The organism is Streptomyces sp. NPDC058284, assembly GCF_042881135.1.
In the GTDB taxonomy this organism is placed as follows: Bacteria; Actinomycetota; Actinomycetes; order Streptomycetales; family Streptomycetaceae; genus Streptomyces.
Map to the genome: position 1 here is coordinate 88,849 of NZ_JBHVYE010000028.1, position 17,624 is coordinate 106,472.

Below are 17,624 nucleotides of genomic sequence, written 5' to 3' on the forward strand. Positions count from 1 at the left end.
TCACGCCCCTGTGGTGGAGCCGGGGCGGATGATCATCAGTACGGTGACCGTGGCCCAGAGCAGGTTGAAGGTGCCGGTGAGCATCGCCAGGCGCCCCGGTGTGGGAGGGGTTGGTGCCGACGGCGGCGCGGCAGGACTCGTCGTCCCGGCCAGGACGCGGTCCTGGGCGGGCAGGATCAGGAGGGCCAGGACTCCGGCGGCCGTCGCGGTCAGCAGGATCGAGGTGATCAGCCAGGTGTCGCCGAGGACGCCGAGGCTGCTGGCTGTGGCGAAGCCGAAGAGCGGGACGGCGATGCCGACGCCCGCGTAGACACGGCAGATGCGGTGCAGGGTGCGCAGGGTCGTTCGGGCGTCGCTGTCACCGTCGTCGCCGAGGGCACGGCGCAGCGTCGCGGGGAACATGCTCGCGGCTACGGTGACCGGGCCGACGGCGATGATGGCGGCCAGGACGTGCAGGGACAGAAGGAGCTTGGTCACGCCCGGCGCTCCGGGGCGTGCTCCGGGGCGGCGCGGCGCTCGCCGGTGACCTTCGTGGACGGAAGGCGGCCCGCCTTGGAGGTGCCCTGGAGGGTGTCGCCGTCGACTGCCACGTCGAAGGCCAGGTTCAGCCGCATGGGCTTGGTGATGGCCTGCTTCCAGGTGAGCCGGTCGCCGTCGAGGGTGATGTCGCTGAGTGGTACGTCCTCGCCGGCTCCGTGGGCGGTGCCGGTCAGGATGCCGTCCTGCTCACGGAGTTCGACCACGGCCTTGATCTTGCCGATGGGGGTGGGGATGGACAGGTTCCAGGTGCCTTCGACCGACATGCTGATGTTCTTCCTGACTGTGCAAGGAGGGTGGTGAGCGGCTGGGCCGCGGAGGGCCGGTTGTTCAGAGGGTGGTGGGCGTCGGGCCCTGGGGGCGCCACACGGTGCCGCGCCGCTCGTGGGCGAAGAGTTCCTCGACGGCATGTGCGACGCGGGGGCCCACCTCGCGTTCCAGCAGGTACAGGGCCAGATCGAGCCCGGAGGTGACGCCGGCGGCGGTGATCAGGTCTCCGTCGTCCACGATGCGGGCGCGGACCGCGTGGGCGCCGGTGGCGTCCAGCATGTCGAGGCCCAGGTGGTGGGTGGTGGCGTGACGTCCCTCCAGCAGGCCTGCCATGGCGAGGATGAGTGAGCCGCCGCAGACTGTGGTGACCGTGGTGCCCGGGTCGTCCATGGCCTGCTTGAGGAGTGCGGGGAGCTCGGTGGTCAGCGTGCGGCCCAGGAGCACCGGGATGGACTCGTCCTGCTTCCACTCGCGGGGGCCCGTCTCTTCTTCTGGCGCCTCACCGGGTTCGCCTACGCGGCCGGAGGCGCCGGGGACCACCAGCATGTCCGCGCGCTCCGGGTCGAGAGCGCCGGTGGCGCGCAGTGTCAGTCCGCCGGTGCCGCTGATCACCTCACGAGGGCCCTCCGCGGAGACCAGCTCGACGGTCACCGCGCCGTCCGACGCCGAGCCGCCGGCGTACAGCACCTCGTAGGGGGCGATGACGTCGAGCGGGTCGAAGCCATCGAACAGGACGACTTGGATGTGCATGGAGGTTCCTTCGGGTTGATCTCCATCGGATGCTCCGAAGTCAACCGGCTGTCACCGTCATCGCCCAGTGGCACTAGTGACAGGTTTCAACGGGATAGTGCCAAGGGGTGCCGGAGCGGCACGAGCTGCGGTGATGTAGGTGATGGGGAGTCGCCCGAGCACCTTGCCCGGAGTCGCCGAGCCAGCGGAGAGGTAGGTTCTGGCCATGCATACCGTCGCCGTTCTCGCACTGGATCAGGTGATCCCGTTCGACCTGTCCACCCCGATCGAGGTCTTCTCCCGGACCCGCTTGCCCGACGGGCGGCCCGGCTATCAGGTCCGGGTGTGCGCCGAGCGCGACGAGATCGACGCCGGAGCCTTCACCCTGCGCGCTCCCTGGGGTCTGGAGGGCCTCAAGGACGCGGACACGATCATCGTGCCGGGCGTGGCCGATGCCACTGCCCCGCTCCCCACCGCCGTACGGGACGCGCTGCGGTCGGCCGCCGCCGACGGCACGCGCATCGCCTCCATCTGCGCGGGCACCTTCCCCCTTGCCGCCACCGGGCTGCTCGACGGGCTGCGCGTCACGACCCACTGGTATGCGGCCGGGCTACTGGCCGCCACCTACCCGGACATCGACGTCGACCCGGACGTCCTCTACGTCGACAACGGCCAGTTCCTCACCTCGGCCGGCGCGGCGGCGGGCCTGGACCTGTGCCTGCACATGATCCGCCGCGACTACGGCTCGGCCGTCGCCGCCGACGCCGCCCGCCTGTCGGTGATGCCCCTGGAACGGGAGGGCGGGCAGGCGCAGTTCATCGTCTACGACCACGCTCCCACGCCGCACGGCTCCGAACTGGATACGCTGCTCAACTGGCTGCGGGAGAACCTGGCCCGCGACCTCACCCTCGCGGACATCGCCGAGCAGGCAGGGACCAGCACCCGAACCCTGATCCGGCGCTTCAGCGACCAGACCGGCACCACCCCGCTCCAATGGCTCCACCGTGCCCGCATCCGCCAGGCACAGCACCTCCTCGAAACCACGGAGCACTCCGTCGAACGCATCGGCAGCCAGGTCGGCTTCGGCTCACCGACCGCCTTCCGCGACCGCTTCAAACGCACCACCGGCGTCAGCCCGCGGACCTACCGACGCACGTTCAGCTGAACCACTGACTCGAACTCGACGAGTTCACCTGTGCACTCCCGGAGGTGAATTCCGAAGGCGAGGTCGCTCAGAGCCTGTCTTTGAACCCCCGCCTGCGCAGCGGCGGGGGTTCAAAGACAGGCTCTCAGAGCAGGGAAAGGAACATCAGGATCTCATCGCGGTCGTCGCCTGCACCGAGCCGGAGCGCGCCGGGCCATCGGCCGATCTCCTTCCAGCCGAGCCGCCCGTAGAACTCCTCCAGGCCCACACCGCCACGCGCGGCGAGGTGGAGTTGTTCCAGGCCCATCTCGTCCCTGGCGAGCCTGGACACCTCCTCCATCAGGGCACGTCCGACACCCAGCCCCCGGAACGAAGTACGGGTTTGGACGTGATGGAGGGTCCCCAGTGTGCGACCAGTTCGAACCGGTCGCGGCGGATGTTGAGCCAGCCCGCGAGTCGCCCATCGGCGGTCGCCGTGAGGATTCGGCTGGTGTCGGGAGCGAGTCGGTCGACTATACGGTCGAGGGCCGGCATCACCGTGGCGGTGCCGACGGGCGGGAAGGGAAAGCCCGCGGCACCACCCGCGTTGGTGACCTCGACCCAGCACTCGGTGAGATCGCGGCGGAGTTCGGGAGTTGCGTCGTCCGCCGAGGTGAGCTGGTGAAGGACGAGGGAGTCGGGAGCCATCCCGGAATCATGGCAGCAGCCTCTGACATGCGGTGCGTGCGTGATCTTCACCCTGGCCGATGAGTGGTGCAGGCCCGGAGGGAGGGACATGCTGCCGGGCCGGACCTCGTAGGCGCTGGACTCGGGGCGCGTGCACCGGCGGCTCGGTCGGTGACTGTGCCGGGGCGTACAGACGCCTCATGAGCCGCCGGGCCGCTCCGTCGACGAGCTCGGCTTGTCAGCGGGCGTAGGCCGGTCGGTGAAGACGACGAGGTGCCACCTGCCGCCCTCCCGCACCACGCTGAATGAGTCGTTCATCTTCTTGCCGGACCGATCCCTCATCGCCACCTTGGCCGATCCGACGTCCGGCCCCATGTCCAAGTCGATCCGGACTGCCGCGACCGAGAATCCGCGACCGCCCTTGGCCGTGAGGATTCGATGGGCTTCACGCCGGGCGCGGTGATCGTCAGGGACGCCACCCACTTCGATCAACCGGCCCGTGTCCCGGCCGTTCAAGGCTGCGACGTAGGAATCGACGACACTGCGAGCTCCGTCCTTGCCGTCAGCAGCGCTTCCGGAGCTTCCCTCAGGGCTGCACGCGGACAAGAGCATCACGGCCAGGGCCACGCCTGTGGAGTGTCGCCGATTCATACCGTCTCCCCCGGGTGTCATGCGATGACTCACTGACGGTTTCAGTCACCGTGCACCCCGACGTGGTTCCCAGCAGACCAGTTTCCGGTCAGGGAATGGCTCGTTCCTTCACCGATGGGCGGACAGCACTGCCGCGAGGCCCTCTTGCAGATCCTTGACGAAGAACTCGGGCACCTCCAGCGACGGGAAGTGGCCCCCGGTTCCGGGCTCCCTCCATCGGACGATCTGCCGGTACCGCCGCTGTGCCCAGGGGCGCGGGCACTTCTCCACGTCGCGGGGATACATCGTGAGCGCCGAGGGGACGTCGACCCGCAGTTCGGGGTCGAGGGAGTTGTGGCTCTCGTAGTAGATGCGGGCCGACGACGCGCCGGTCCGCGTCAGCCAGTACAGGGTGACGTCGTCGAGAATTCGGTCCCGGGAAATGGTCTCGAACGGACTGTCTTCGGTGTCCGACCACTCGGCGAACTTGTCGAGGATCCAGGCGAGCAGCCCGACCGGTGAGTCGACGAGCGAGTAGCCGATGGTCTGCGGCCGGGTCGCCTGCTGCTTCGCGTACGCCGCACGGTGGCGCCGGAAATCGCGGGCTTCCTCGGCCCATTGGCGTTCGACCGCCGTCAGCGTGTCCGTCGGCAGGCCGGGCGACGCCTCAGCGAACGTGGTGTGGATGCCGAGGACGTGCGCCGGGAACCTGCCGCCGAGGATCGTCGTGACAACGCCTCCCCAGTCGCCACCATGTGCTGCGAACTTGCTGTAGCCGAGCCTCCCCATCAGCTCCACCCATGCCGCCGCGATCTTCTCGGTTCCCCACCCGGTGGTGGCCGGCTTGTCGCTGTAGCCGAAGCCCGGCAACGACGGGACCACGACGTGGAACGCCGGGGCGGCCGCGTCCTTCGGGTCGGCCAGCTCCTCCACCACGTCGACGAACCGGGCGATGCTGTCCGGCCAGCCGTGCGTCAGGATCAGAGGAGTGGCGTCCGCGCGCGCGGATCGGCGGTGCAGGAAGTGGATTCCCAGATCGTCGATGGTCGTGCGGAACTGGCCGATCCGGTTGAGGCGCTCCTCGAACGACCGCCAGTCGTACCCGGTGCGCCAGTAGTTCACCACGTCGACGAGGTCGGCGAGCGGAACCCCCTGTGCCCATCGGCGGGAGCCGGGCTCGGCGCGATGGACCGTCTCGACCTCGGGCAGCCGCGCCGCGGCGAGACGCGCCCGCAGATCGTCGAGCTCGGCATCGGTCGCGTGGGCTTCGAATGCTTGCACGTCGCTGGTTGTACGGGTCATGAGACCTCCTGCCTCCTGGCCATCGTGGGACCGGCCGCGACTCATCGCGAACCGGCTATGACGGTTCTACCGCGCTTTCATGACCGCGCGCAACCGGCTAAGGTGGTTCCATGCGCACTGACTTCCCGGACTTCCGCCTCGGTACGGTGCTGGCCACCAGCTTCACCGGCACCCTGACGGAGCGTCATGGCGACGCTGTCGAGCGCATTCCCACGCCGCAGCGGCTCGTCGACTGGCTGGCGGTGAACGGCCTCGCCGTGGACTCCTGCACCGCTGTCCAGCTCGACCGCGCCCGGGAACTGAGGGAGTCGATTCACGCCGCCGCGACGGCGGCCGCGGTCCAGGACGCTCTCCCCGCGTCTGCCGTCCAAGTCATCAATGACTTCAGCGTTCAGGGCCGGGCCGCGGCGGTCCTGACGCCCGAGGGCAGGCGGCGATGGCGGCTCGGCTCGGCTTCCTGCGTCGAAGATGCCCTCGGCGTGATCGCCGCCGACGCGGTCAGCATCATCGCGGGCGAACGAGACGGAAGACTGGCCTTGTGCGCATCGCCGACCTGCCAAGCCGCCTTCTTCGACACCAGTCGGAGTCGCACCCGCAAATGGTGCGACATGAACACGTGCGGGAATCGCCAGAAGAAGGCGCGCTTCCATGCCAACCAGCGCAAGAACGCGTAGATCCAAAGATCAATGGATTTGTGTCATTATGCGGACACGTCCCAGGCGAGAGGGCGACTGACTAGCGATTGCCAGGGGTTGGGGTTGGGGATGGGTTCGGGAACGGCGTCAGACGGGTCGTCCAGGTCCGACGAGGAGTGGGAGCGGTTTCTGCGCGAGTCGGTGGCGGGTGCCGCCGATGCGCCCAAGGAGCCGTCGGCGCGCGCTCGCGACGTGGCGAACCGGTTGGCCGCGGGGCACGGCCGCGACCCGGAGGGCTGGCGCAGTCACACGCCCGCACGGCCGAAGCGACGCACGGGCTGGTACGTGGCCGGGTCGTTGGCTTCACTGATGCTCCTGGCGGTGGCGCTCGCGCCGGGGCGCATGGCGGACCTGTTCGTCGGCGACGACGCCGACTCGTCGCCGATGGCGGCCGAGGCCGCCCGCCCCACGCAGGCGCCCCGGGCGCGGGCGGCCCAACAGCCCACCGAGCACGGGCCTTTCCGCGGCTCACCGGCGGAGAGCTGGGCGAACGGAGCGGAGGGCATCTCCGTGCCGAAGGCAAGGGCGGTCGGCTGGATGAGCGCGGCCGAGGTGGATCAGGCCCTCGCCCGTACCAGGGATTTCCTCGTCGCGTCCGGACTGGACCGCGAGGTGCTGCGGGGGGAACGCCCCGAGAAGGCGATCGCACTGATCAGCCCGCACCAGAAGGACGTCCAGGAATTCCTGCGAACCTCCTTCCGGAACCCGAGCGAGAAGAACGACCCCCTCCTCCTCTTCAGCCGTTTCCGGCCCTCCCGCACCCGCATCGTCGGCGACATCGTCAAGACCCGGGGCCGGCTCACCTACCGGGAGGGCGAGCGCGGCGCGCTCCAGGTGACCGCCGACGTCACGTTCGTCTACCCGGTCGCCCGCGCGGACGCGGGCGGCGGCGACGAGATCGTACGCACGATCGTCCGGCGCGAGCTGGTCCTGAACTGGGACGACCCCGACAAGGTGATCACTGAGCCGGGCACGTTCTCGATCGCCTCGTACAAGTACGACATGACCAACGGCGGTTGCGGTGCCCCCACGGGTTACTTCACCCCGCCCTTCGGCACGGACCGCCCGGCGGACGGGGCCGGCACGGAGGTCGACCCGTACGACCGCGCCGCGCCGGTCGGACAGGGCGGCTTCTCCAAGAACGGGTGCGCGAGGGCCACGCGCTCCTAGCGGGAGTTCCCCGTTGACGGTCACCCGGCCGCCGGGCGCTCAGCCTCTTCGTGCTCTTCGTGTTCGCTGAATGAGGACGACCAAGCAGACGGCGGAGCAAGCCAGTCCCGCGTACAACAGGGGCGTACTCCAGAACCACACCGCTTCGGTGGCGTGGCCGCTGGTCCAATGGCAGGTGACGGACGGGGGAAAGCTGTCCACGCTCACCGATGTCAGGCCATAGTCCCGCCCGACGTCCCTGTACACGCCGTCGCCGGTCTCGTCCCCGCATATGTCGAGCGGTTTCGTGAAGGCGAGCCCGTAGACGGTTCCGGCCCCATAGGCGGCGATCGCCGCTGCGCCGCCGATCACGGCCCAGCGGGCAGGCCGCGAGGGCTTCCTCCGGGTCACCCACAACGCGTACGGGATCGTGCCGACGGCGAAGAGGAGGAGTGTGATCGCGAGCGGGCCGAACAACGCGAAGAGGGACACCATGCGTCCTGACGTTACTCGGGGCTGCGGCACCAGTGCGGAGGGGCGAACGCCCGCTCACCGAACGCCGCTCCTTCTCCCAGGGAGATCCGCCAGAAGGGCGCTAGCCGTTACGTCCGCGGCCTCGGGCCACAAGCGTCGTGCCCGCGACCACGCATCCGATGGCCAGCACCTTGCCGGCTCCGTAATAGGCGGACCAGTCGTCGTCGTCCGTCTGCCCGCTCAGCAGCAACCACAGCAGCAGCGCCACGCCGACCACGACGAAGAACACGCCTCCCGGCCAGCCGAGACCGGCCCACCAGGGCTCATCGCCGGTGCGCGGGTCCTCGTCGCCCTGCCGCTCTCCGCGGTCCGCCTCGCCATCCCTCACCTGCTCCTCACCTGTTTTCTCCTCCTTGCCTTCGCCGGTCGCAGTGTGTTGATCGTTTAGAGATGAGGACGGAGTTCGCTCCGCAAAGGTTCCGGTCGGCTTGCCTCAGATGAGCTGCTCGACGAGGGATTCGAGGCGGCGTTCTCCCTCGCGGGTCTGAGCGCCTGCGGCCAGGGCGGCCAGGGTGTCGACGACGTGGTCCAGCTCGGCGCTCGGCACGGCTCGGTTGACCCATCCGATCCGTTCCGCGGTCGCGGCATCGATCAACTGCCGGCCGAGAATGATCTCCAGGGCGCGGGCGCGGCCCACGAGACGGGGCAGGTATGCGGTGCCGCCCGCGCCAGGGATGATTCCCATTCCGCACTCGATCTGTCCCAGACCGGCGTGTTCGAGCGACGCGAAGCGCATGTCCATCGCGGACAGCAGTTCCGCACCGCCCCCACGTGCCAGACCACGCAGCTTGCCGATGGTGACCTGCGGCAGCGACCGAATGCGCTCGCGCAGCCGCATCATCGGGTTCAGCGACAGGTCTTCATCGGGCGCGACGGGGAGTTCCCGGAACGACGCCGGGTCGTCGGCCATCGTCATGTCGCCGTGGGCTACGAAGAAGTCCGGGTCCGCGCTGTCGGAAACGATCACCCGGACGTCGTCGTTGCCGGACATCGACTCCGCGAACCGGTCGAGATCGAGCAGAAGGGCGGAGTCGAACAGGTTCAGCGGCGGGTTGTCGATCGCAACGTGGGCTACGCCGTCGGTGACCGAGACCGTGAGGGTCGCGGGAGCTCCGCCAGCATCTGCCCGCCGTCACGCCGAAGTCGTTGACCGCGTGCCTGCGGCGGCTGGAGCGCAACGGCGTGGTGGAGCGAGTGATCCTGTCCACGGAACCGGTGGCGATCGAGTACCGCATCACCCACCTCGGCCGGAGCCTCGAACCGCCGCTGCAAGCCATGCTGGGGTGGGTCGTCGACCATCTCGACACGGTCGAAGCCGCCCGCACCCACTACGACGAGCGGCGTACGCACGGCTGACATCCCGTCACGTCGCCACGTGAACGTGTTGGTGGCGGCCGCCTCGGCGGCGTTCGGCGCGCTGGCGCTGCTCGACCCCTCGGCATTCCCGGGTACCGGTGGCAGCGCGGATCCAGGCCACTTCGCCGCGATGTACGGCGTCCGATCCCTGCTGATCGCCGCAGCGGTGACCTGACTCGCCGACGGCGCGGGCCGCGTGGAACACCGTCCACCACATCCCGCTCAGCCCCTCGAAAACCTCGCCGCGACGTGGTCGCGGTGCTAGCCTGGATAGCACCTAACACTGTTAGAGACGCGCTCCGCCGGTCTGCGGGACGCGATCAGGGCGCCGTTTCCAGGGGGGTTACGTGACTGCCGAGGCATCCGCTCCGATCGGCCTTCCAGGAGGCCCCTACGATCCGCCACACGCCAGGGTGCTCTCCCTCGCCGCGGCGAAATGGGTGTCCCAGCCCCTTTCCGTACTCACCTCGCTGGGTGTCGCGGACGTCCTCGCCGACGGCCCGCTGCCCGTCGCGGAGATCGCCTCGGCCGTCGGCGCGCACACCCCAGCCCTGCACCGATGCCTGCGCGCCACGGCCTCGGTGGGTGTCTTCGAAGAGCACGCCGACGGCCGGTTCGGGCTGACGCCGATGGCCGACTGTCTGCGTCAGGACGCCTCGACTCCCATCCGCAACTGGGTGCTCATGCTCACCGAGGGCCCGATGTGGGACTCCTTCGGCCGGCTCATGGACACCGTGCGCACCGGGCGGCCCGCTTTCGAGGCCGCTCACGGCATGCCCCTCTTCGAGCACCTCGACAAGAACGTCGCGTTCCGGTCCGTCTACGAGGCCGCGATGGGCGAGCTCACCTCGGAACTCGCCGCCGAACTCGCGCCCGCCCTCGACTTCGGCGCGTACGGCACGCTCGTCGATCTCGGCGGCGGGGACGGCGAGTTGCTCGGCACGCTGCTTGCCAGGACTCCCGCCGTCACCGGCGTCCTGGTCGAGCGGCCGCACGTCATCGACCTCGCCCGCGAACGGCTCGACCGGCTCGGCGTCGCCGACCGGGTGCGCCTGGTGCCGGGCGACGCGACGGAGAACGTGCCGGCGGGCGGCGACGCGTACCTGATCAAGAACATGCTGCACTGCTTCGACGACGCCACCGCCCTCACCGTGCTCCGCAAGGTCCGTGAGGCAGGCGGCGACGGCGCCCGCCTCTTCGTCATCGAGGCCGTCGTGCCGCCCGGCAACGGCTTCCACTGGGCCAAGCTCATCGACATCGAAATGCTCGCCGACAACGACGGACGCGAGCGCGGCGAGGACGAGTGGCGCGAACTGCTGCGCGGCGCGGGCTTCACGCTGGAACGCGTCATGCCCGCGACCCCGCCCCAGTCGGTGCTGATCGCCCGGCCCGCCGACCCGGCCCGATGACCCGTACCGCGTTCATCCCCCTATCGAGGAGGTAACTCCCATGCGTGCACCGTGGAAGGGCGACCCCGTGGAGCGGGCCCGCAACCGCGCCCGGCAGCGCGTCCTGCAGAAGAAGCAGGACGAAGAGCAGGCCCGCAACCGCGAGCGCCAGGAACGCGAGCAGGCCGAGCGGGACGCCCGTCAGGCGGAACAGGACCGCCGAGGCTAGCCAGGACCGCCGCGGCCAGAGCGGCTGGGTCCGGCCGGGACCGGGATCAGGGCGCCTTTTAGGAGTCGCGTCCCGCGAGCCGGTCCCGCAGTCCGTCGAGCAACCGGTCGAGGCCGTAGTTGAAGCGCGCCTCGATGTCGGGGCGCGCGAGCCGGGCGCCGACCGCCACGACGTTCGGGTACTCCTGCGCGGACAGACCGGCGAGGCGCTCCCTGGCCGCCTCCAGGAACTCCTTGGGGTCGGCGCCGCGCGCTACGTCCGCGGAGAGCGGCGACGTCTCGTGCAGCACGAAGCCCTGGACGTACTGCGTCAGGGAGTAGAGCGAGTCCGCGGTGTCCTGGTCGTCGAAGCCCGCGCCGCGCACCACGCCGAGGATGACCTCCGCGTGCCGCAGGAAGTGCGGCCCCAACTGCAGGCGGCCCGCGAGGACCCGGCCCGAGTCCCGCTTGGACAGGAGGTACTTGCGGTACTCCTGCATCATCTCGCGCAGTCCGCTCTGCCAGTCGCCATCGTCACGCACATGGACATCTAGGCGCAGGTCGGCAAGCAGGGAGTCAGCGAGCAGGTCGAGCAGCTCGTCCTTGTTGCGGACATACCAGTACAGCGAGGGTGCCTGGATGGACAGTTCGTCGGCGAGGCGGCGCATCGACAGGGCGTCGAGGCCGTCCCGCTGGAGTGTGCGCTGCGCCGCGGCGGTGACGGCTTCCAGCGTGATGGACGGTCTCGGCTGGCGCCGGGCCGTGTTGGCGGCTCGATGGCCTGGCATGCGCCAACCCCTCCTGGTCCTCGGTTTCCCGGTCCGCTGATGTTCTCTAACCATGTTAGAGGAACGGGGTGGCCGGAAGTGCTTCCGGCCACCCCGCCCCGCACCTTCACCCGGTCCTCACCGGAGGTTCGGCAGCACCTCGTCCCTGAAGAGCCGGAAGCTGCGTTCCATCGTCACGCCGTCCTGGCCGCCGAAGTCCACCTGCCACAGGAACGTGTCGACGGACAGGAACTCCCGTAGCTCGCGGGCGCGCGCGAGGACGGTCTCCGGCGAGCCGACGACGGCGGTGCCGAGGCTGCGGAAGTCCGCGATGTCGAGGTTGCGCAGGGTCAGCGCCATCTGGGAGTACGTGGGGTAGTCCTTGGACGAGGTGTGCATCCAGGCCTCGGCGGCCTCGGCCCACACCGTCAGGTACTCGCGCAGGAGCGGGTCGGCCGTGGCGTACGCCTCGTCGTCCGTCTCGGCGACGTACAGCGGGATGGAGACGGCGACGCGGGGCCGCGGCGCGTCCGGGGCCGAGCCGTGCACGTCCTCGAAGGTGTCGAGGTAGACCTCTACCAGGTCCCGTACGCCCGCGAGGTCCTGCTGCCTGGGCGGGGGCGTCACCAGGAGTCCGAAGCCCTGCTCGGCGAGCCAGGCGAAGCTCTGCCGGGAGCGGACCGCCGCGCCCCACACGGGCGGATGCGGGCGCTGCACCGGGCGCGGCAGCGAGGTCGCGTCACGGAAGGAGAAGAACGGGCTCTCCTCGCTGACCTTCTCCTCGGTCCACAGCCGCAGGACGGCCGCGATGGTGTCGTTGAACCGGTCGCGGCTCTCGTCCATGGACACCCCGAACGCCGCGAACTCGTACGGCATCCAGGCACGCGCGAACCCGACTTCGAGGCGGCCGCCGCTGATCGCGTCGACCATCGCGGTGTGCGCGGCGAGCTGGATCGGGTGGTGGAAGGCGGGCAGGACGCAGCCGGTCATCAGGCCGATCCGCTCGGTCTGGGCGGCGACGGCGGCGAGGAAGGTCAGCGGGCTCGGACAGTAGCCGCCGTAGTCCTTGAGGTAGTGCTCGGTCATCTTGACGTAGTCGAGACCGGCCTCGTCCGCAAGCCGGGAGATCCGCAGCACGTCCTGGTAGTACTCCTGGGCGCCGCGCGTCGCCGGCCTGCAGTCGGGGAGCAGTGAGATGCCGTGTTTCACGATCGTTTCCTCTCGGTCGGGATGAGCAGCGCGAAGAAGGCGGCGTCGGCGGCGAGCAGCGGCACGAGCGTCCCGGTGCGCCAGTACAGGACGGCGTGGGCGGTCGGCAGGAGGAGGGTGGGAACCCAGCTGTCCGGGGCGGTGCGCCGTCCGGCGGGGGCCGCGTGCACGCGGAGGACGGCGTGCGTGAGGACCGCGACGGTGAGGGCGGCCACCGCGCCCGATGCCCGTAGCGCGTCGAGGAGTACGGGACGGAAGACGGCCTCCTCCCCCGCGACGGCCAGGGCGAAAGCGGCGATGCCCCAGCGGGCGCCGGGCCCTGTGACGCGGGCCCGCGCCTCGTCGGCGGCGTGCCCGCGGGCGAGGGAGAGCCAGTGGGTGCGGCCCGCGGCGGAAGCGGGGCGCGGGGCGCGGCCCTCGCGGGCGGTGGCGGTCCTGGTGGGGGCCGTCCCGCGTGAGCGGGGGCGCCGCAGGGCCCCGGTGAGGCGTCGGGCGGCCCGGCCCGTGGACGTGTCCCGCAGGGCGGCGCCGACGTCCGCGGCGAGTCCCGCGAGGAAGGCCGAGGCCGCGAACTCGCCGCAGCCCAGGACGAGTCCGAGCGGGACGAGCGCCGGGGCCGCACCGTCGAGTGCCCCGATGCCGATATCGCCCGGCAGCACGCCGAGGGCGAGTGCGGCCCCGATGACCAGGGCCCCGGCCGCGGCCCCCGCCACCGACCGGGCCCGCGCCCCGCCGCGGAGACGGCCCGCGAGCCACGGCGCGAGCCCACCGTACGCCGACACCGCCACGACGAGGACGCCGATGCCCGTGACGGGCCACGGCAGCTGTTCGGCCGCGCTCATGGCCGGGCCGTCCCGGTCCGGGCACCACGGGGTGCGCGCACCGTGTTCTGGTAGCGCCAGATGCGGGCGTTGAAGAGCGCGTGAGTGACGGCCGCGCCGAGGACGTTGCCGGTCAGCAGGGTCAGGGCAAGCGCCGTCACCGACAGCGGGAGCTTCGCCGCGACCTGGGCCCAGCCGAAGAAGATGTGCGAGAGGGCGAACGCCGCTGTGGCGAGGGTGAGGATCAATACCCGTACGGGCAGAGCGCCTTGTGCCAGAGCCACCCCCGTGAGCGTGCCGCGGAACACGCACTCCTCCAGGACGCCGACGGCCACCAGCCAGGCCAGGGGCAGCGCGACGTCGCTGTCCCGGCGGGTCGCGGTCCAGCGCTGCTCGGTGGCCGTGGACGTGGTGGACGAGGTGGCCTTGGCGAGCCGGGCCGCGGGGCCGACCGCGCGGGTGCCGCGCGTGCGGGGCGCGGTCGCGGACGGCGCGGTGGGCGCCGGGCGTGCGGCGGCGCGGCGTCCCAGTCGGCGGGTGACCGCCGTGTCGGCCGCCGCCACCAGCGGCGCCGCCGCCGCACCGAGGACCGGGCCCGCGAGCAGCCCCCACGCGGGTCCGCGCCCGAGGGCGCCGGGGCCGAGCACGAGCAGGCCGAACCCGGTCACGGCGGCGAGCACGGCGGCGTACACCTGGAGCGTGTGCACCCCGCGGTGGTCGAAGTGGCGGACATGCAGGTGGGAGGCGAGCGCCAGGGCGCTGAGCGCGCACAGGACGAGCGCGGTCAGTGCCGTGTCGCGCAGCTCAGGGATATGGATGAGGGACGTCATCGGTGAAGCCCCCGTAGTCGGCGAAGCGCGGATGGGCGGCGGGGACGGCGCTGGGCAGGGGGAGGCTCACGGTGTCCGGGGACCACACGCGCATCGCGTGGAACCCGAGGGCCCGCAGATCGCAGGTGGTGAGGTCGCCGAAGTAGAGCTGCTTGCCCGAGAGCCGGAAGGCGTCGACGAGGGCGCGCACCGCTTCCTTGACGGGGCGGTCGTCGTCCGGGGGCAGTTCGGACGCGGCCCGCTCGGTGTGCGCGGCGAAGCGGCGTTCGACGGTCCGGGCGCCGTTGGACGTGGCATACAGGCCGACGTTGCCTTCGAGGTCGTAGATGTCGGCGTCGGCGGGCGTGCCGTCGACGGCCTGCTCGACGGCCACCCAGGCGGCGAGCCACTGGACGCCCGCCGCTTCGAGGAGCGCCCGGTACATGGCGCGGGCGAGCGAGGCGCCGCTGCCGAGTCCGATGGCGGCCTCCGGGACCAGGCCGGGGGGCTGGCGCAGCAGACAGGCGATGGTGAAGCCCGGCAGGTCGGGGCTGGGCAGGGCATGGAACTCGGGGCGCGGGGCCGACGTGGGGAAGTACGTGTCGACGATCGCGTCGACGTGCCGGGTCCGCGCGTCGGGGCGGATCAGGACGGACTCCGTGCGCCCGTACCAGTGCCCCATCGCCGCGTCGACCTGGACGACTTCCTCCAGTGCCGCGCGCAGGGCGGCCTGGGGGGTGGTGTGCGTCGCGGTGCCCGTGGTGACGGCGGGCAGCGTCCAGGGCTCGTCGCGTTCGCGTACGTATCCGAGGAGGAAGCGGTGGGCGGGCAGCCAGCAGGGCTCGCCGTCGGTGAGCGAGCCGGCCTTCACCCAGCCCGATTCCGCGTCCGGGTCGAAGGGTGAGAAGGGGAAGCCGTCGCGGGCGTACTGCTCCTCGGTGAAGAGGCTGAAGGCAGCAGGCGGCAGCACCGGTTCGCCCTCGGCGCGCAGTTGGGAGTACGAGGCGTGCCGCGTCGTGAACCTGCCGTCGAGGGCCGCCGCGTAGCCGGAGTAGCGCTCCAGGGTCTCGGCCAGGGAGCGGATGTGGCTCTCGAACGGGAAGATGCCGTAGCCGCCGATGTGGTAGCTGCCCGCCTTGGGCGGCGGCTGGTCCTGGCGCACGTGCACGCCCGTCATGTCCGCGGTGCCCACCAGGAGCCGCGGTCCGCCCGGGTAGCGGGTGAGGAACCCCATGGACGTGGTGAGCCCGCACAGCGGCCCGTGCATGCGGCGGCGCAGCCGGTGGACGCGGGTGTCCTCGTCCTGGTGGACTGTGAGCCGCATCAGTCCTCCAGCCAGGTGCGCGGGTCGAAGTGGAGCGTCTCGTCGTCCCGTTCGGGGACCGGGCCGCAGCCGGGGCAGCCGGGCAGGGGCAGCACCTCCTGGTAGGAGATCTCCATGCTCGGCAGGTAGCAGCCGAGGACCTTCTCGATGGTGAACGTCGAGCCGCAGCTCAGGTAGTTGGTCGCCTCGAGGGCGAGGTGCGAGCAGAGCAGTGCCTGCACGGGGCCGTAGACGGGCGGGGCGCCGGCGTGCACCGCGGAGCGGACGAGGGCCTCCTTGTAGCGCTGGTAGCCCGCGCTCTCGCGGAGGTTCATCGTCACGCGCGTCTCGAAGCACTCGAAGCACGCGGAGCGTCCGGCCACCATGGTGGGCCCGACGAAGAGGAAGGGTCCGTCGACGGCGGCGTAGGTCCAGCTGATCCCGGCGGCGCGGGTGAGCCGGTTGAGGAGTTGGGCGCGCACCGGGTCGACCGTCTTCTCGGCGAGCAGCAGGTACTGGCCGCGCCACGGGTCGAGGATCTCGACGGCTTCGCTGAAGGCGAGGCCGTCGTGGAGGACGGCGGGCGCGAGGGTGTCGAGGCGGGCGCGCACCGGGTGGTCGGGGGCGGGTATGAGCACGTCGCCCGTGACGTCGGGCGGCAGCAACGCGGCCGTCCGTTCGGCCAGTTCGGCGTCGCCGAGGAGTACCACGCCCTCGGCCGCGCGAGGTTGGCCGCGGCCACCGAGGGTGGCCATGGAGTCGAGGTAGGAGTCGAGGGCGCTGCTCGGGCCCTCCTCGATGGCGTCCAGGCCGTAGAGGTGGTCGACGAGCGCCTCGACCTCGACGCGGGAGACGCCTTCGCGCTTGGCGAGGTCGCGCCGCGAGAGCGTTCCGTCGAGTCCGCTGACGAGGTTGAAGAGTTTGCCGGAGCGTGAGTCGTCGGTGAGGGTGTACGACTTGGCGTTCCACACGCCGGTGCGCAGCTCGACGACGTCGGGGCTGTGACCGACGACCGAGAACGAACGGCGCACGCGTGGCTGCCGGTTGTCTGACATGCGAGGGGCCTCTCTCTGCGGGTGTGCGGGTGGTCAGCCCGCGCCGAGCAGCACGGTGTGCAGCAGCGCCCGGTGCACTCCGTCGAGGTGCAGCGCCGCGTGCGCCTCGTCGTCGTAGAAGCCGGAGAAGTCCACGCTGCGCAGGCCGAGTCCGGTGGCGGCCAGGTGGGAGTTCTGGGCGATGCCGCCCGCTTCGTGGAACATCGAACGCATGCCGCGGGGGCCGTACTTGCGCATGGAGCGCCACGGGTTGCCGACGAGCAGGAGGACGGCTGCCGCCCGCTCGAAGTCGATCGAGCCGTCCTGCGGGTCGAAGGAGGCGAGCAGCGGGTCGATGACGTCCGGCCCCGCCCGGGTGGCGAGGGCGTCCTCGACGGGCAGGTAGTGGTGCAGCCCCCGGTCGAGGCCCTCGATGTTCAGGGCGGCGAGCCAGAGTTCTACGGGGTAGAGGCCGCCCGCGCTGGGGACGGTACGAAATCCCATGGTCAGGGGTGAGCCGTCGGCGAGCTCGATGTCGGCCTCGGCCGTGACGCTTCCGGCGAAGCGGAGCACCGTGGCGAGGTCGTCGAAGGGCACCGGGGCGCCGGAGAAGTCGCGGCCGCTGCGCCGGCCGAAGACGGCGTGGTCGAGTGGGGCCGTGGTGTCCCTGCCCTCGGGCAGCGGGGTGCGCGGGGTGCTCCGGTGCGGCAGGCGGTCCTGGCGGGACTGGACCACGGCCATGACATCGGAGAAGTAATAACCGATGGAGAGCAGGGACGACCTGTCCCAGCGTCGCATTCTGGTGGCAATCAAGAACTCTTCCGCGAGCCGTTCGACGGCGCCCGACGAAAGGTTCTCGAAGCGCATGGAATTGGTTTGCAGGCCGACACCCCGGACATGCGGACTCATCGTCCGATAGGCACTGGCAGCCACTGAAGCCTGAACAAGACGCGAATCCGCAGGGGTATCCGCATCGCTCATGTCATTCGCTCCTTGTATTCACCCGCGTCACGTGCGGATTTACCGTCGTCGCCGAAGCGGGGAGCGGAACCGGCGTGCGGTGGGCCTCGGCCC

Annotated in this window: 21 protein-coding genes and 2 pseudogenes; 7 read left to right on the top strand and 16 right to left on the bottom strand. The window is 70.8% G+C overall.

The features are described 5' to 3' along the window. The 3 genes from ACFVYR_RS30625 to ACFVYR_RS30635 all read right to left on the bottom strand — a co-directional run bounded on the left by ACFVYR_RS30625 (position 1) and on the right by ACFVYR_RS30635 (position 1,557). Positions 1-477, bottom strand: a complete 477-nt coding sequence (locus ACFVYR_RS30625; protein ID WP_384256203.1) for a hypothetical protein — start codon at positions 475-477, stop codon at positions 1-3. Then, a complete protein-coding gene (locus ACFVYR_RS30630; protein ID WP_384256200.1) occupies positions 474-803 on the bottom strand; it encodes a hypothetical protein in 330 nt (109 codons plus the stop codon). The genes ACFVYR_RS30625 and ACFVYR_RS30630 overlap by 4 nt, the downstream gene beginning before the upstream one ends. A 64-nt stretch (positions 804-867) precedes the next feature. Next, positions 868-1,557 carry a DJ-1/PfpI family protein gene (locus tag ACFVYR_RS30635; protein ID WP_384256198.1) on the bottom strand — a complete coding sequence of 230 codons (690 nt, stop codon included), beginning with the start codon at positions 1,555-1,557 and terminating at the stop codon, positions 868-870. Between the two features lie 205 nt (positions 1,558-1,762). Here ACFVYR_RS30635 and ACFVYR_RS30640 point away from each other — a divergent pair, with 205 nt between their 5' ends. After that, positions 1,763-2,701: a GlxA family transcriptional regulator gene (locus ACFVYR_RS30640; protein ID WP_384256195.1), complete on the top strand. Its 939-nt coding sequence runs from the start codon at positions 1,763-1,765 to the stop codon at positions 2,699-2,701. A 124-nt stretch (positions 2,702-2,825) separates the two neighbouring features. Here the strand turns inward: ACFVYR_RS30640 and ACFVYR_RS30645 are convergent. The 3 genes and pseudogenes from ACFVYR_RS30645 to ACFVYR_RS30655 all read right to left on the bottom strand — a co-directional run bounded on the left by ACFVYR_RS30645 (position 2,826) and on the right by ACFVYR_RS30655 (position 5,278). Further along, positions 2,826-3,367: pseudogene (locus ACFVYR_RS30645) on the bottom strand (GNAT family N-acetyltransferase). A gap of 177 nt (positions 3,368-3,544) precedes the next feature. Then, positions 3,545-3,973 (bottom strand): hypothetical protein, encoded by a 429-nt coding sequence (locus tag ACFVYR_RS30650; protein WP_384256193.1) that lies wholly within the window; start codon positions 3,971-3,973, stop codon positions 3,545-3,547. A gap of 132 nt (positions 3,974-4,105) precedes the next feature. Then, the gene (locus ACFVYR_RS30655) at positions 4,106-5,278 is read right to left on the bottom strand and encodes an epoxide hydrolase family protein (protein ID WP_384256191.1); all 1,173 of its coding nucleotides are present in this window, start codon (positions 5,276-5,278) and stop codon (positions 4,106-4,108) included. A gap of 110 nt (positions 5,279-5,388) precedes the next feature. Here ACFVYR_RS30655 and ACFVYR_RS30660 point away from each other — a divergent pair, with 110 nt between their 5' ends. Both ACFVYR_RS30660 and ACFVYR_RS30665 read left to right on the top strand, forming a co-directional pair. After that, the gene (locus ACFVYR_RS30660; protein ID WP_384256188.1) at positions 5,389-5,952 is read left to right on the top strand and encodes a CGNR zinc finger domain-containing protein; all 564 of its coding nucleotides are present in this window, start codon (positions 5,389-5,391) and stop codon (positions 5,950-5,952) included. A 90-nt stretch (positions 5,953-6,042) separates the two neighbouring features. Then, positions 6,043-7,143 carry a hypothetical protein gene (locus ACFVYR_RS30665; protein ID WP_384256186.1) on the top strand — a complete coding sequence of 367 codons (1,101 nt, stop codon included), beginning with the start codon at positions 6,043-6,045 and terminating at the stop codon, positions 7,141-7,143. Between the two features lie 39 nt (positions 7,144-7,182). Here ACFVYR_RS30665 and ACFVYR_RS30670 read toward each other — a convergent pair whose 3' ends face one another. The 3 genes and pseudogenes from ACFVYR_RS30670 to ACFVYR_RS30680 all read right to left on the bottom strand — a co-directional run. Next, positions 7,183-7,617 (bottom strand): hypothetical protein, encoded by a 435-nt coding sequence (locus tag ACFVYR_RS30670; protein WP_384256183.1) that lies wholly within the window; start codon positions 7,615-7,617, stop codon positions 7,183-7,185. Between the two features lie 100 nt (positions 7,618-7,717). Continuing rightward, a complete protein-coding gene (locus ACFVYR_RS30675) occupies positions 7,718-7,984 on the bottom strand; it encodes a hypothetical protein (RefSeq protein ID WP_384256181.1) in 267 nt (88 codons plus the stop codon). Between the two features lie 105 nt (positions 7,985-8,089). Beyond that, positions 8,090-8,725, bottom strand: a pseudogene (locus ACFVYR_RS30680) (enoyl-CoA hydratase/isomerase family protein); the annotation flags it as partial. A 77-nt stretch (positions 8,726-8,802) separates the two neighbouring features. Here ACFVYR_RS30680 and ACFVYR_RS30685 point away from each other — a divergent pair. The 4 genes from ACFVYR_RS30685 to ACFVYR_RS30700 all read left to right on the top strand — a co-directional run bounded on the left by ACFVYR_RS30685 (position 8,803) and on the right by ACFVYR_RS30700 (position 10,629). Further along, positions 8,803-9,012 carry a winged helix-turn-helix transcriptional regulator gene (locus ACFVYR_RS30685; RefSeq protein WP_384256178.1) on the top strand — a complete coding sequence of 70 codons (210 nt, stop codon included), beginning with the start codon at positions 8,803-8,805 and terminating at the stop codon, positions 9,010-9,012. Between the two features lie 19 nt (positions 9,013-9,031). Beyond that, positions 9,032-9,187: a hypothetical protein gene (locus tag ACFVYR_RS30690; protein ID WP_384256176.1), complete on the top strand. Its 156-nt coding sequence runs from the start codon at positions 9,032-9,034 to the stop codon at positions 9,185-9,187. Between the two features lie 172 nt (positions 9,188-9,359). Next, the gene (locus ACFVYR_RS30695; RefSeq protein WP_384256173.1) at positions 9,360-10,421 is read left to right on the top strand and encodes a methyltransferase; all 1,062 of its coding nucleotides are present in this window, start codon (positions 9,360-9,362) and stop codon (positions 10,419-10,421) included. A 40-nt stretch (positions 10,422-10,461) separates the two neighbouring features. Further along, complete coding sequence (locus tag ACFVYR_RS30700; RefSeq protein ID WP_384256171.1) at positions 10,462-10,629, top strand: hypothetical protein; 168 nt, start codon at positions 10,462-10,464, stop codon at positions 10,627-10,629. A gap of 58 nt (positions 10,630-10,687) precedes the next feature. Here ACFVYR_RS30700 and ACFVYR_RS30705 read toward each other — a convergent pair whose 3' ends face one another. The 7 genes from ACFVYR_RS30705 to ACFVYR_RS30735 form a co-directional block, all read right to left on the bottom strand. Next, entirely contained in the window at positions 10,688-11,395 is a 708-nt protein-coding gene (locus ACFVYR_RS30705; RefSeq protein ID WP_384256167.1) for a TetR/AcrR family transcriptional regulator, read from the bottom strand. Between the two features lie 117 nt (positions 11,396-11,512). Beyond that, positions 11,513-12,583 carry an LLM class flavin-dependent oxidoreductase gene (locus ACFVYR_RS30710; protein ID WP_384256165.1) on the bottom strand — a complete coding sequence of 357 codons (1,071 nt, stop codon included), beginning with the start codon at positions 12,581-12,583 and terminating at the stop codon, positions 11,513-11,515. Continuing rightward, positions 12,580-13,425: a type II CAAX prenyl endopeptidase Rce1 family protein gene (locus ACFVYR_RS30715; RefSeq protein ID WP_384256162.1), complete on the bottom strand. Its 846-nt coding sequence runs from the start codon at positions 13,423-13,425 to the stop codon at positions 12,580-12,582. Before ACFVYR_RS30715 ends, ACFVYR_RS30710 begins: the two co-directional genes overlap by 4 nt. After that, positions 13,422-14,234, bottom strand: coding sequence for a CPBP family intramembrane glutamic endopeptidase (locus ACFVYR_RS30720; protein WP_384256160.1), 813 nt, complete (start codon positions 14,232-14,234; stop codon positions 13,422-13,424). Before ACFVYR_RS30720 ends, ACFVYR_RS30715 begins: the two co-directional genes overlap by 4 nt. Then, positions 14,209-15,537, bottom strand: coding sequence for a YcaO-like family protein (locus ACFVYR_RS30725; protein ID WP_384256156.1), 1,329 nt, complete (start codon positions 15,535-15,537; stop codon positions 14,209-14,211). The genes ACFVYR_RS30720 and ACFVYR_RS30725 overlap by 26 nt, the downstream gene beginning before the upstream one ends. After that, positions 15,537-16,571 carry a TOMM precursor leader peptide-binding protein gene (locus ACFVYR_RS30730; RefSeq protein WP_384256154.1) on the bottom strand — a complete coding sequence of 345 codons (1,035 nt, stop codon included), beginning with the start codon at positions 16,569-16,571 and terminating at the stop codon, positions 15,537-15,539. The genes ACFVYR_RS30725 and ACFVYR_RS30730 overlap by 1 nt, the downstream gene beginning before the upstream one ends. A 33-nt stretch (positions 16,572-16,604) precedes the next feature. Next, positions 16,605-17,417, bottom strand: coding sequence for a SagB/ThcOx family dehydrogenase (locus tag ACFVYR_RS30735; RefSeq protein ID WP_384256151.1), 813 nt, complete (start codon positions 17,415-17,417; stop codon positions 16,605-16,607). Positions 17,418-17,624: the final 207 nt, after the last annotated feature.